Annotated in this window: 10 protein-coding genes; all 10 read left to right on the forward strand. The window is 54.4% G+C overall.

Annotated elements, in window-relative coordinates; genetic code table 11:
- The first annotated feature begins 7 nt into the window (after positions 1-7).
- The 10 genes from FEE96_RS03565 to FEE96_RS03610 all read left to right on the forward strand — a co-directional run bounded on the left by FEE96_RS03565 (position 8) and on the right by FEE96_RS03610 (position 13638).
- A complete protein-coding gene (locus FEE96_RS03565; RefSeq protein WP_138161603.1) occupies positions 8-1093 on the forward strand; it encodes a TRAP transporter substrate-binding protein in 1086 nt (361 codons plus the stop codon).
- 64 nt (positions 1094-1157) lie between these two features.
- A complete protein-coding gene (locus FEE96_RS03570; protein WP_246079265.1) occupies positions 1158-1655 on the forward strand; it encodes a TRAP transporter small permease subunit in 498 nt (165 codons plus the stop codon).
- Positions 1652-3202, forward strand: a complete 1551-nt coding sequence (locus FEE96_RS03575; protein WP_171021595.1) for a TRAP transporter large permease — start codon at positions 1652-1654, stop codon at positions 3200-3202. Before FEE96_RS03570 ends, FEE96_RS03575 begins: the two co-directional genes overlap by 4 nt.
- Before the next feature lie 450 nt (positions 3203-3652).
- Positions 3653-3880 (forward strand): hypothetical protein, encoded by a 228-nt coding sequence (locus FEE96_RS03580; RefSeq protein WP_138161604.1) that lies wholly within the window; start codon positions 3653-3655, stop codon positions 3878-3880.
- Positions 3881-4623: 743 nt separating this feature from the next.
- Positions 4624-5919, forward strand: a complete 1296-nt coding sequence (locus FEE96_RS03585; protein WP_171021596.1) for an ABC transporter substrate-binding protein — start codon at positions 4624-4626, stop codon at positions 5917-5919.
- Complete coding sequence (locus FEE96_RS03590; RefSeq protein ID WP_138161606.1) at positions 5916-7922, forward strand: ATP-binding protein; 2007 nt, start codon at positions 5916-5918, stop codon at positions 7920-7922. The genes FEE96_RS03585 and FEE96_RS03590 overlap by 4 nt, the downstream gene beginning before the upstream one ends.
- On the forward strand, positions 7919-9178 hold the full coding sequence (locus FEE96_RS03595) for a sigma-54-dependent transcriptional regulator (RefSeq protein ID WP_138161607.1): 1260 nt from the start codon (positions 7919-7921) through the stop codon (positions 9176-9178). The genes FEE96_RS03590 and FEE96_RS03595 overlap by 4 nt, the downstream gene beginning before the upstream one ends.
- 160 nt (positions 9179-9338) lie before the next feature.
- Positions 9339-10670, forward strand: coding sequence for an ABC transporter substrate-binding protein (locus FEE96_RS03600; RefSeq protein ID WP_138161608.1), 1332 nt, complete (start codon positions 9339-9341; stop codon positions 10668-10670).
- Positions 10671-10784: 114 nt separating this feature from the next.
- Positions 10785-12524 (forward strand): ABC transporter permease, encoded by a 1740-nt coding sequence (locus FEE96_RS03605; RefSeq protein ID WP_138161609.1) that lies wholly within the window; start codon positions 10785-10787, stop codon positions 12522-12524.
- 46 nt (positions 12525-12570) lie between these two features.
- Positions 12571-13638 (forward strand): ABC transporter ATP-binding protein, encoded by a 1068-nt coding sequence (locus tag FEE96_RS03610; RefSeq protein WP_138161610.1) that lies wholly within the window; start codon positions 12571-12573, stop codon positions 13636-13638.
- Positions 13639-13655: the final 17 nt, after the last annotated feature.

The raw sequence follows: 13655 nt of genomic DNA on the forward strand, positions 1-13655 counted from the left end.
AAGACCAATGGAAAGACGCAAGTTTTTGAAAGCTGGCGTATTGGGTGTTGCAACCACGGCTCTGGCCAGCCCGGCCGTTGCACAGGGCAAACGCCAGTGGAAAATGGTTACAGCATGGCCAAAGAACCTGCCTGGTCCGGGTGTAGCTGCTCAAAACTTGGCTGATCGGATCGGTACGCTGTCCGGCGGTCGCATCGAGGTGAAGCTGTATGCGGCTGGTGAGATTGTACCGGGTCGCGGTGTGTTTGATGCGGTCAGTGAAGGCACAGCAGAGATGTACCACGCTGTGCCTGCTTATTGGGGTTCAAAATCCAAGGGTATTTTACTGTTCGGTTCGCAGCCTTTTGGTCTGCGTGCGGATGAACAGTTTGGCTGGCTGTACCATGGTGGCGGTCAAGCGCTGTATGACGAAATGTATGGCCGGTTTGGTATCAAACCCTTCCTGTGTGGCAACTCGGGCCCGCAGTGGGGCGGTTGGTTCCGCAACGACATCAACTCGGCCGAAGACCTGAAAGGTCTGAAGTTCCGGACCACCGGACTTGCCTCGGAGATGGCGACTAAGCTCGGAATGGCAGCTGAAGCGATGAGCGGCCCGGCAATGTTCCAGGCACTGCAAACCGGTGCATTGGATGCGGGTGAATTTATCGGTCCGTGGACTGACAGCGCACTGGGGTATTATCAGGTCGCCAAGAACTACTATTGGCCAGGTGTGGGCGAGCCATCGTCGGCTGAAGAATGCGGTGTAAACGGCGATGTTTACAACGAACTGCCAGATGACCTGAAGCAGGCGGTCAGCTTTGCTTGCGAAAGTCTCTACAACCCGGTCTGGACCGAATACACAACCAAACACGCACTTTCGCTGAAGAAGCTGGTCGAAGAGCATGGTGTGATGGTCAAGATGTTCCCCGAGGATGTCATCAAGGCGATGGGTAAAGCCGCGGGTGAAGTGATTGATGAGTTGCGTCAGGATGATGACGAACTGGTCAAGCGGATCACCGAGAGCTTTGTCGCTTATCGTGACTCGGTTGGTGGGTATATGACCTATGCTGACAACGGTCAGATGAATGCCCGCGCGGGCATCATGGGATACTGACCCTTATCTATCGGGCGCGCGTGAAAACATGCGCGCCCATTAGTTCCAATTCAGGGAGAAGCCATTGGAACGCATTGCGACTATAATCGACAGGATCAACACAACCACCGCGCATTTGGTGCGCTGGCTGGCTTTGTTCATGGTGCTGACACAGTTTGCCATCGTGATGGGACGATACGTGTTTGGTGTGAATTCGATCGCTGCTCAGGAAAGTGTGCTTTATCTACATGCGGCCCTGTTCATGCTGGCGGCGGGATATACGCTGTTGGTCGACAAGCACGTTCGCGTGGATGTGTTTTATGCCAAGGCAAGTCCGGCTACCCGGCGCCGCATCGACATTTTTGGCCACCTCTTCCTGCTGCTGCCCTCGATGGGGGCCTTGCTTTACTGGTCCTGGCCCTCTGTGCGCAATTCCTGGAAAATCCTTGAAGGCCCGCTTTCGGTTGGAGGGATCGAGGCCGTGTTTCTGATGAAAACACTCATCCCCGCATTTTGTATCCTCGTTATGCTGCAATCGGTCTCGGTACTGATCCGGCTCTTGTCCAAAAGGGCACCCTCGTGACCGAATATCTTGATCTAATTATGTTTGCAGCCCTCATGGTTGCGATCCTCAGTGGCTTTCCTGTGTCGTTCAGCATTGCTGGTGTTGGCATCCTGTTTGCCTATCTTGGCTGGATGCTTGGCGTGATGGATATCACGCTGTTGGGGGCCATGGGCCAGCGGGTATTTGGGCTGCTCAGCAATCAGGTGCTGATTGCCATTCCGCTGTTTGTACTTATGGGCGCTATGCTGGAGAAAAGCCGCATCGCAGAGGACTTGCTCGACACCATGGGCCGGTTGTTTGGTCAGCTGCGCGGTGGACTTGGAATATCTGTGGTTCTGGTTGGCGCGCTTTTGGCGGCGTCCACAGGGATTGTTGGGGCCACAGTTGTTGCCATGGGCATGATCGCACTGCCAACCATGCTTCGCTCGGGCTATGATCCAAGGGTCGCAAGCGGCATTGTTTGCACGGCCGGCACACTGGGCCAGATCATTCCACCCTCAACCCTGCTGATCATTCTGGCTGATGTGATGTCCAATTCCTATCAGCAGGCGCAGTACGAACAGGGCAAATTCTCGGTTGAGGCTTTGTCAGTCGGCCAGTTCTTTGCGGCTGCAATTATCCCCGGATTGTTGCTCGTTGGTCTGTATCTGATCTACATTCTGGTACTTGGGGTCATCCGTCCGCACTATATGCCACCAGCGCCCTCAGATTTGGCAAAACCAGACCGCGGCGAAGTGATCCGCGCGATTGTACCGCCAGTTCTACTCATCTTCGCCGTACTTGGCGCCATTCTTGGCGGTATCGCCACCCCAACTGAGGCCGCATCTGTTGGGGCCATCGGAGCCATCTTGATGGCTGGAATTAGGCTGGGCATTAACCCACGCCTGATCCTGATCGGAACCGCTGCCTTGGTGGCCGTCGGAGTTCTTGCTGGTCTGTTTCCGGTTCGTCTGCAACGCAATGATCTGGGGTTTGGATCCTATGTTGGCGGCGCGGTCTATGCGGTGATGACTTTGGTTGGCATTATCTCAATCGCGTATGCGCTGAACGCAGCACTTCGCCAAAAGGTTCTGCATGAAGCGGTCAATTCGACACTGACGATGACCTCGATGATTTTCGCCACAATACTTGCAGCAGGCATCTTCTCTTTGGTCTTTATCGGGCTTGGTGGTGAAGAACGAGTGGCTGCATTACTGTCGAACATGCCGGGCGGTGCCAACGGCGCGCTCCTATTCTGCATGATATTCATCTTCTTCTTGGGGTTCTTTCTGGATTTCGTCGAAATCTCGGTCATTGTTCTACCTTTGGTGACTCCGACACTTATCCTGATGGGGCACGACCCGATTTGGTTGGGCGTTTTGATTGCCATCAACCTGCAAACCAGTTTCCTTACGCCTCCGTTTGGGTTTTCACTGTTCTATCTGCGTGGCGCGGCCCCCAAAGAAGTGACCACCGGCCATATCTACGCAGGTGTTGCACCCTTCATTGGCCTGCAGGCCATTGGCGTACTGTTGGTCTGGGCCTTACCCGCGCTCGCAACCTGGCTTCCCGCGGCAATTTTCTGAGCACAATGAAACTGGATTTGCCCCGACCATATTGCAGGCGTGTTCGCGCAAGTGTCGCAAAAGATACGAGGTCACAGACGGCGTTCTGATGATCCGTACCCTTGGCATGGTTTTGCCAAGGGGCGCAATTTTTTATAGGCGCGGATCTTTGCACTTCTGAGGGAACAGCTTGGGGCGCTTCAACAGGCAATGCTCCAGTGTGTAAATGGGCTCCGAAACTGGCAAGGAACGCGAGGAAGCACATTGGCATTCTGCTCTGACGAGAAATCTCCTTTGCGACAGGTGCTCACAGACCGCTTCTTGATTTTATCTATCGGTAAAAGAGGGCGTTCTTAAGGGATCGTTATTTTTGACCCACGATACTGGCGTTGAAACGCGGTGAGCGGCCTTGACCCTGCTGCACTAGACATAAACGAACCACATATCGGAATAGTAAGGACCAAGAGTGACATGGCGCAGAGCAAATTTAACCGCCCCCTAGGCTTCGAAGGTGTGCAGACCGATCCAGAGGAAAGCTATCGTGCCGGTTATCAGCATGGAACACGTGAGATGTTGCGCTTCCTAGAAGCCAGCAACACACCTGGTTTGGAACGTGTAAAAGCATGGATTAACAATGATTTGGCCACCTGGCGTCACGATGTTCAGGCCGAACCAAATCCACCAAAATTGTCAAGTTAAGAACGGCCCATTCTACGGTTCACAAATAGGCATACGCCTTTGTTGTGAACCGTAACGAGATAGACGCAAAGAATTGGTATCGGTCACGCGCATGGTTGACTTTTACTTGGTTCTGCTTCCGTGGAGAGGTGAAGCTTGCTTCGACTGGCTGCTTGGAAACGCAGAGCTGTCGGTTCGATCAAGCGGGTGCTGGTGGCGCAGACTGAGGGCAGGTCCAGGGCGACCAGTGACATCACTGATTGGTGCGGTATTCGCAGACATATTTGTGCAATTTGAAGCAGTTTCTTGCCTACATATAGAATGCTTCCGAAATTACCTTCATCCGCGAAGCTCTGCCAAGGTCCGAATTGATGAAACCTGCGTCATAGCTTGTCAATTCAAAGAGCAACGACCTTAAACTCGGGATGTTGTCGTGAGCGGATTGCGGTCTCGCGTCATCAGCTCAAGACCTGAGTGTCTCATTGGGCCGGTGTGCAACTCTTGGTGCGCAGCCGGTCGAGATCAATGCTACGAACCTTCGGCTATGTTCTATTTTGCCCCACTAGGAGCAGGGCAGACCAATATCTCAAGCTCTGTGAAGCGTGGTACATTGTGCTGCAAACCCATCACCGATGGCATCTGCATCCAACAGGCGAGTTCTGTACCGGAATACGGATCTTACGGGAAGATACCTTTCGCCAGTCACTTTTGCTATTGGTTCTATGAATCATGAGACAGCCGTGGGGAAATTCAGGCGTATGCTAATGGCGGAACTCCGACGTTGTAATGTTGTTTGGGGGTGCTACCTGTTTGCATTACTTATTGCAGCAGTAAGCCCGGCAGACGCTCGTGAGCTGCGGATTTTGACGTCCATGCCCTCCAGCCTGTTCAAGCCTTTTGCTGAGTTGTTTGAGCACCGCAACCCCGGCGTAGCGGTGAATGTGTTGAACAAAAATACAAATGCGGGTGTCGAAGAAATTGTGCGTGGTAATCCGCGCAACTTTGACCTTTTTTGGGTGTCATCGGCTGAGGCATTTGCAGTGTTGAATGCCCATGGTGCGTTTCGCCCCGACGCAGAAGCAATGACTGACTGGCAGTCGGACCAAACGGGCAACGCTGCATTCTATCCGTTTGCGTTTTCCTCCATTGGTTGGGCGCAAAACCGCAATTCATCTCTGCCGCGGCCCAACGAATGGGATGATTTGTTACGCCCGGAATATGTCGGGCAAATTGCTATGACGCGCCCGTCGCGATCGGGGACAGCGCATATGTTCGTTGAGCGATTTCTTCAGGTTCGTGGTTGGGACGGTGGGTGGGCGTATTTACTGGCTTTGTCAGGTAATCTCTCAACGCTCACATCGCGCAGTTTCGGGGTCATCGATGGTATTGAAAAACAACGTTTTGAGATAGGCATCAGCATCGATTTTCTCACTCTATCAAGGGCAGAAAATGGACTGATGTTTCGGTATGGGCGACCAGTTATGGTGATGCCAGCGCAGATCGGTGTTCTTCGAGGTGGACAATCTCCGGATTTGGCGACCGAATTTGTTGACATGCTTTTGTCAGTTGAGGGACAGGAACTATTATTGCGTCCTGATATTAGACGAGTGCCGATAAACGCTGAAATACGCGCCAGAGCTGGCCTTGCAGCCCAGGAAATTGTGGCTGCTCTTCGGGTCAACTGGTTGCCTTATGATGCACTTTTAGCCCGCGACAGGTATTGGGCCGTGAATACCTTGTTTGACGAGTTTGTGACGTTCCAACTTTCGGAGCGACAAGAGGCTTGGCGACGGATGCGCCGTTTGGAGCAGGTTGCGGATGCGGAAATTCTAGCGCAATTGCCCGAAGTGGAAAGACTGTTGGTGCAGATCCCAGTGACAGAAGCAGAGGCGATGACCCAGGATGTTAACGCTGTGCCAACTCGCTTAACTGCCTTCTCAGCACCGACGACTTTGCAGCAAGATGTGCTTGAGCACTGGCGCAAGCGCGCGACGACGACCATTGGCAGTGCATTGTTGCTATTGGACGAACTGGAACGGTTGGCGGGCTCTCCAGAATGATCCTGAATTTTGCCAACCGCTGGATGCCAAGTATTTGGGCTAGGCTGATGGTCGTGGTGCTAGCCATTGTGACAATCGTTTGGGCAGTGCTGGCAGTCGCGATCTGGTTCTTTAATCAAGTCAACAAAGATTATGCGACGCTGGCCGGCGAGCATATTCCCCGTATAGCGTTGGCCAGTGAACTGGCGGAAAACTCCGCCAAACTGGCATACATCACTGCCGCGATTGTCGGGCGGCAAGATGGTGAACATGCTATGCAGTTTCAGGCGTCTCTTGAAGAGGTCGTGCTTGCAATCTCGGCTCAGGTTGATCGTGCGGGCCCGGCACGCGGTAAACCTCTCGGAGGCGGATTGCGGGCTATGCTGGAACAAGTTCTGGAAGTGCTGGATGAACGCCACGAACTGGCACGTCGCATCACAGCGCGAGTCGGCGATCTGCGTTGGTTGAACGTCGACATACAGGACGAAGTGGATCCCTTATTGAGTGACTTCACCTTTAATATTGCGGTGGCGACCGACAGCCTGGCTAAGAGTGCTGATCGGGCTTTTCGCACAGGTCTTGCAGAACGGATAACCGCTGAACGGGACGCCCGCGATCTGGTTCAAGAGCTCGGCGGTGAGGCGGCGACGTTGGTTACGCTGATTGTGCAAAGTTCAGTAGCAACAGAGCCTACGCAGCTTATCCAGTTTCGCAACCTAGCCGAGGATTCCATGACTAGGCTCAGCATTATGGCGGCTGCTCTACCAGATGCATCTGAATACCTGACACTGCGTCAGTCGGTTCAAGCGCTCGGGCCGTTAGCGCAGGGGAGCAATGGAATGTTTGCGTTGCGTGGCAGGTGGTTCGACAGTCAGCTGCAACTTTTGGACCTGTTGAACTCCGTGCAAACACGTTTGGCGGGGTTGCAGTCAGAACTCGCTGGAATTGGGGCCAAACAACGGGTTCAGGTCCTGGCAGTGACCCAGGCCTCGGCTGCACGATCGCAGTTGGCAATACGTGTTCTCATCGGGCTAACGGTATTGGCTGGACTGATTGGGGGGGGGGCACTGTTTGGTTACGTACGGCAAGGCATTATTCGGCCCTTAGGTGAAATGTCGGCAGCGATGCTGGCCATCGCCCGTGGTGAGCCACCGGAGAAACTGCCGCCCATTGGTGAAGATGAGATCGGGCAGATGGCACATGCCGTTGGTGTGTTTCAGCAGTCCGTACATGCGCGTGATGAGGCCAACAGTCGTCTGATGACCGAAGTGGCTGAACGGCGCCGCGCTGTGGAAACACTAAAGCGCACTCAGGAAGACTTGGTCCAAGCTGGTAAGTTGGCTGCGTTGGGCCAAATGTCATCTGGAATCAGCCATGAACTGAATCAACCGCTGGCGGCGATGAAGCATCGCATTCATCTGTTGAAGGAAGGCCACGACAAAGGGGCAGAAGAGATGGTCCAACGTCAGATTGAGCGGATGGATGGGCTCACAAACCGGATGGAAGCGACCATCACTCATCTGAAACGCTTCGCCCGCCGATCCACATATCGTTCAGACGTTTTGTCGCTTGGCCCACTGATCCGCGAAAGTGCGTTGCTGCTGAAGGGGCGGATTGACGCGCCGGGCATTGAACTTGCGGTTTGCCCGGATCTTGAACAGGCCCAAGTCCAGGGTGATCAGATCCTGATTGAGCAGGTACTGGTCAACCTGTTGTCCAACGCATTGGATGCGATCAATTCGACTGCTAGAGGGACTGGAAAGATAGGCCTGAGCGGAACTTCTGAGGATGGTCAGTTTTCTCTGGTCGTGGCTGATGACGGAATTGGGCTTGGTGATTTGTCGCCTGAATCAGTTTTTGATCCTTTTGTTACGACAAAGGAAGTGGGAAAGGGGCTTGGGCTGGGTTTGTCAATTTCCTACAACATTGTTAAGGGAATGGGAGGGGATCTGAAGTTGGTAGATAATGCGCCTCACGGTACCCGTGCTGTTCTGATCCTTCCCGCTGGAGATCCTAATTCGTGACCGAACCGCTAGTCTATATCGTCGATGATGATGATGACCTTCGTGAAGCGGTTCTCGATACATTGGAAGATGCTGGCCTGCCTGCAATAGGTTTTTGTTCCGCCAACCTGGCTCTGCCCCAGCTCAACCCTGAATGGCCCGGAGTGGTGGTTTCAGATATTCGTATGCCCGGCATGGGTGGGATGGAGTTTCTTCATGCTGCACAAGATCAATACCCTGAAGTGCCATTTGTCATGATCACCGGCCATGGAGATGTGCAAACTGCAATTAGTGCAATGAAGGCCGGTGCGTTTGATTTTTTAGAGAAGCCGACTAGACCAGAATATCTGGTCGATGTTGTGCGCCGGGCGCTGGAGATGCGCCGCCTTCAGATAGAAAACTATAACCTCAAAAATATCGTCGCCGATGGCGGGGCACTGAAAACCCGGCTCATCGGTCGGTCAAAAGTCATGCGGGCCTTACGCAAAGAAATTCTGGCTGTGGCTCCTCTCAAGGTCGATATACTGCTGTTGGGTGAAACCGGCACTGGAAAAGAATTGGCGGCCCAGTGCATTCATGATCTGTCGCCGGGCGCAGAAACGCAGTTTCAAACCGTAAATTGCGGAACACTGACAGAAGACAAGTGGCTAACCGAAATAGAGGCTAGGCTCGCTGGCGCAGATGGTGGTGTCTTGTTTCTTGATGAACTGGAAGCTTTGCCTGAACCGCAACAGCTTCGTCTTCTGGTATTGATTGAAGTACGAGGTATAGATGGTCCGCGCATCATTGCTTCGTTACAAACCGATCCATCGCAATTGATTGCTGATGGTCGTTTGCGCGCCGATCTTTACTACCGCATCAATGTTGCTCAGATTTCTCTTCCACCACTGACCGAACGCGAGAATGATCTTTTCGTCTTGCTAGAGTTTTTTATTCGCGACGCTGTGGCGCGCCACCGGCTAAAACTGCCAGAAATCACGCAGGAAATGCTAAAGCCATTGCGGGCTCACACTTGGCCCGGGAATATCCGCGAGTTGCGTAATGTCGCAGAAAAAATGGTGATTGGTCTACCACTGTCTTTGTCCGCTGGAACATCGGATACAAAGGCCCCGTTTGGAACCGAAGACAGTTACGATGATGCCATGGCCCGGTTCGAAAAGGCCATGCTACGGCACGCTCTCATGCAGGCTGGTGGACGCAAGGGTATTGCCGCCGAGTCGTTGGGTATTCCAAGGAAACGCTTGTATCTGAGGCTGAAGACTTTGGGACTGGACTGATAAATGGGTCGAAATTGACCCAATTTACGGGTCAATATTGACCCGAAATTTGAAATTACTTCAAATATATCAATTGTTTGACAAAATATTGGCGGGTGACATCCTTTATGCAGCCCGGTTTTCGTTTTCGCCTGCCGGGATTCATTCTGGGAGGAATACAATGAAATCTTATGTGCGTGCCACAATTGCAGCTGCACTTCTTACCACCACGTCGACCATGGCCATGGCTTCGGACAAAGTGGTGGTTATCACTTCGTTCCCGAACTCGATGACGGGCCCGATTGAGGCTGCTTTTGAAGCTGCAAATCCTGGCGTCGATCTTGAGATCCTGAACAAGAAAACATCCGCTGGTGTAAAGTACATCCAGGAACTGGCCGGCGCCAACACTGCCGACATTTTCTGGGCCTCTGCCCCTGATGCCTTCGAAGTTCTGAAAGGCGACAACCTTCTTGCATCCGCCAGTGTAACTTCAACCGGTATTCCTGACACAATCGGTTCTTACCCGATCAACGATCCGGACGGAAAATACATCGGTTTTGCGGCTGCTGGTTACGGCATCATGTGGAACGAGCGTTACCTGAAGGGCAACGATCTTGAGCCCGCCAAAGAGTGGTCCGAGCTGAAGAACCCCGAATACCACGGCCACGTTGGCATGTCTGCGCCATCGCGTTCCGGCACCACTCACCTGACTGTTGAAACCCTGCTGCAGGGCGAAGGCTGGGACAAAGGCTGGGCCGAATGGAAATGGATCGCTGGTAACTTTGCCACCGTAACCGAGCGCAGCTTTGGTGTTCCAGATGGCGTCAACACTGGTAACTTCGGCCTTGGCATCGTGATCGACTTCTTTGGCTTCTCGTCCAAAGCCTCGGGCTTCCCGGTTGATTTTGCTTACCCAACCGTGACTGCTCTGGTCCCGGCCAACATCGCTGTGGTCAACGAAGCTCCAAACGGTGACGGCGCACGCGCATTCATCGAATACCTGCTGACCCCAGCGGGTCAAGAGGTTCTGCTGGACCCAGCCATCATGCGTCTGCCTGTTAACCCGGCAACATATGAAGCTGCTCCTGAAGGCTTCCCTAACCCTTTCGCAGAAGGTTCGACCATTGGTGCTGCAGTTGAATTTGACGTGTTCAAATCCAAGGCACGTTACAACCTCGTAAACTCGATGTTCGACGTAATGATCACCTACCGTTTGGATGATCTTCGTTCCGCCGTACGTGCCGTACAGCTGGCCGAAGCCAAGCACGCGACAGGTGACAACGCCGAAGCCAAGGCTCTGATCGCCGAAGCTCGTGCATTGATCGAAGCCAACCCAATCGACGAAGCCAAGAGCTTAGACGCTGAGTTTGCCGCGACTTTCACCAAGAAGCGCAAGAAAGCGACCGACACTGTAGGTGAGCGTCAAGCACAGGTCGAGCAAGGCTGGGATACCATGGTTGTTGAAAACTACCGTCGTGCCCAGGAACTCGCTGAGAAAGCCGCCGCAATGTAAGGCGCACCTGGCGCGGGCCCCCTCGGCCCGCGCCAACACCAATCCCTGCAAGCGGCCTCTCCCCCAGCTTGCAGGGACCACGTATTCGTCAGTTTTGACAACGGAAGAACCCCAATGTCCGACACTTCTCGCCCCGGCTCTTTAGCCGACAAATTACCCTCGGCCTTATTTCCGCGCGTCAGCGGATTGGGCATGGTCGCCCTGCTGATCGCGCTCCTCCTGATCGGCCTGCTCATCATCCCAGTTCTGCTGGTTATCTACGTCGCGTTTCTGGACCCAAATACCGAAGCTCTCACGCTCAACAACTTTCAGGATTTCTTTGGCTCCTCGCTGTTCCGCGAAAGCTTCTGGAACTCCTTCTACGTCTCGGCCATGTCCGTTGTCGTTGCCACAATCATCGCCCTGCCCCTGGCCTATATCACCACCCGCTTTAACTTTGCCGGGGCGATGATCATCCAGTCGCTGGGTTTCATCCCGCTGATCATGCCGCCCTTTGTCGGCGCGGTTGCCATGCAGTTGATCTTTGGCCGCAACGGCACCATCAACCTGCTTTTGAAGGAAAAGTTCGGCGTCTCGATCCCCTTCATGGACGGATTGAACGGTGTGATCCTGGTGCAGAGTATCCACTACTTTCCCTTCATCCTGATCAACCTGTCCACCTCGTTGCGCAACATTGACCGCTCAATGGAAGAAGCTGCCCAGAACCTCGGTTCCTATGGCATGCGCCTGTTCCGCCGGGTTGTGTTCCCGCTGGCAATGCCCGGCTACATTGCCGGTGCTGCGCTGGTCTTCATCAAGGTGTTTGACGATCTGGGCACCCCGCTGCTGTTGAACGTCAACAACATGCTGGCGCCACAGGCCTTCTTGCGGATCTCGTCCATCGGCATCAGCGACCCGATGGGCTATGTGATTTCGTTCATCCTGGTGGCATTCTCAATATTCTCGCTCTGGGCTTCGTTCCTGTTCATGCGCGGCAAGGACTACTCCACCACACAAAAGGGTGGCGGCGGTCTCAGCAAGCGTGACCTGCGCACCCACGAGAAAGTCATGGCTTACGGTGTTGTAGCCCTGATCCTGCTGGCGGTTCTGTCACCCCACATCGGTCTGACCCTGCTGTCCTTTGCGACAATCTGGTCCTACGCACCGCTGCCGGATGGCTACACGATGCAGAACTTTGTCACCATGTGGAACGCGTCCGGTGAATACATCACCAATACCGTGATCTATGCTGGTCTGGCCGCTGTGGCCGACATCATCATCGGTACGGCCATTGCCTATATCGTGATGCGCACCAAGATCTTTGGCCGCAAGGCGCTGGATTATCTGGCAACCGCCGCTCTGGCTGTTCCGGGTGTTGTGCTGGGTATCGGCTACCTGCGTCTGTTCCACGGCATGGAAGTGCCATTCAGCGGCGAGCCTATGGCAAGCTGGTGGGTGATCATTGCCCTGGCCTTGATGATCCGTCGTCTGCCTTATGCCCTGCGTGCCTGTACCGCTGCCCTGCAGCAGGTCAGTGTCTCGCTGGAAGAAGCGGCTGAAAACCTCGGTGCAAGCAAGGCCCGCACGGTGAAGAAGATCGTGATCCCACTGATGACCGGCGGCATTCTGGCTGGCTTTGTCACCAGCTTTGCCACCGCAGCAGTGGAGCTTTCGGCCACCATCATGCTGGTCTCCTCGGACAGTGACGCGCCACTTGCCTATGGCATCTACCTGTTCATGCAGACGCCTTCGGGTCGTGGTGCAGGGGCAGCCTTGGGTCTGGTTGCGGTTCTGATCGTTGGGTTGGGAACCTTCCTTTCGCAAATGGTCGTCGAACGCGACAAGAAATACCGCATGAGCGGACAAGAACAGTGATGCTCACATCATTCAAAAAGACCCCCACACGGGCAGGAGATCGAACATGAACCAGCAAATGGTCGGTATTGAAATTGAGAACGTACACCTCTCCTTTGGCGACACAGAGGTTCTGACAGGGGTAAACCTGACAATTGAACCGGGTGAGTTCTTTGCCTTCCTCGGCCCTTCGGGGTCTGGCAAATCCACCCTGCTGCGGGCGATTGCGGGCTTTGGTCCGCGCCCCAGCGGTGCCATCAGGATCGGCGGCAAGGATATCGTTGATCTGCCACCGTGGAAGCGCAACGTCGGCATGGTGTTCCAAAGCTATGCTCTATGGCCACACCTGAGCGTGCGGGACAACGTGGCCTTTGGTCTGCGAGAGCGAAAAATGCCGCGCAACGAGATCGGCCCTCGGGTGGATGCGGCACTGGATTTGGTTGGCCTGAGCCATCTGGCAGACCGGATGCCAAACCAGCTGTCCGGTGGTCAGCAGCAACGGATCGCCCTAGCCCGGACCGTGGTTGTGGAACCACAGGTTCTGCTGCTGGATGAGCCGCTGTCGAACCTGGACGCCAATCTGCGGGTTCAGATGCGGCGCGAGTTGCTAGCGCTGCAGCGCAAGCTGGGCCTGACCACCATCTTTGTGACCCACGACCAGGAAGAGGCCAACACCACTTCCGATCGCATGGCGGTTCTGGATGGCGGTGTGATCCAGCAGGTCGGCTCACCTCAGGTGCTGTACGACAACCCGGAAAATCTGTTTGTGGCCAACTTCCTTGGCACCGCAAACGTACTGAACGGTAAGGTTGAAAAGTCAGGCGACCAGATGCGGTTCCTGACCAGCACCGGCGACGTCCTGCCCGTTGGCGACACCAGTGTCACCTCAGGCTCGATTGTTCTGCGCCCGCAGAACATCAACATCTCGGCGACAGGTGGCAGTGACACCATCAAGGGTAAGGTTCTACACCGCGAATTCCTTGGTAGCCAGATCCGCTATATCGTCGAGGCTGCAGGCTCTGAAATCATAGTCGACCAAAGCCACGCCGTGGGTGCGGACTGGCAGGAAATCGGCGGTGATGTGGCCCTGCAGATAAATGCACAGACCGCAGTCGTAATCGCTGATCCCCATTGATGCCAACGTTGATGTTT

Source organism: Parasedimentitalea maritima, from assembly GCF_005771405.1.
In the GTDB taxonomy this organism is placed as follows: domain Bacteria; phylum Pseudomonadota; class Alphaproteobacteria; order Rhodobacterales; family Rhodobacteraceae; genus Parasedimentitalea; species Parasedimentitalea maritima.

Excerpts from the sequence above, each read along its gene's own strand:
- FEE96_RS03565 (WP_138161603.1), top strand. The coding sequence starts at position 8 with ATGGAAAGACGCAAGTTTTTGAAAGCTGGCGTATTGGGTGTTGCAACC.
- FEE96_RS03580 (WP_138161604.1), top strand. The coding sequence starts at position 3,653 with ATGGCGCAGAGCAAATTTAACCGCCCCCTAGGCTTCGAAGGTGTGCAG.
- FEE96_RS03585 (WP_171021596.1), top strand. The coding sequence starts at position 4,624 with ATGGCGGAACTCCGACGTTGTAATGTTGTTTGGGGGTGCTACCTGTTT.
- FEE96_RS03590 (WP_138161606.1), top strand. The coding sequence starts at position 5,916 with ATGATCCTGAATTTTGCCAACCGCTGGATGCCAAGTATTTGGGCTAGG.
- FEE96_RS03600 (WP_138161608.1), top strand. The coding sequence starts at position 9,339 with ATGAAATCTTATGTGCGTGCCACAATTGCAGCTGCACTTCTTACCACC.
- FEE96_RS03605 (WP_138161609.1), top strand. The coding sequence starts at position 10,785 with ATGTCCGACACTTCTCGCCCCGGCTCTTTAGCCGACAAATTACCCTCG.
- FEE96_RS03610 (WP_138161610.1), top strand. The coding sequence starts at position 12,571 with ATGAACCAGCAAATGGTCGGTATTGAAATTGAGAACGTACACCTCTCC.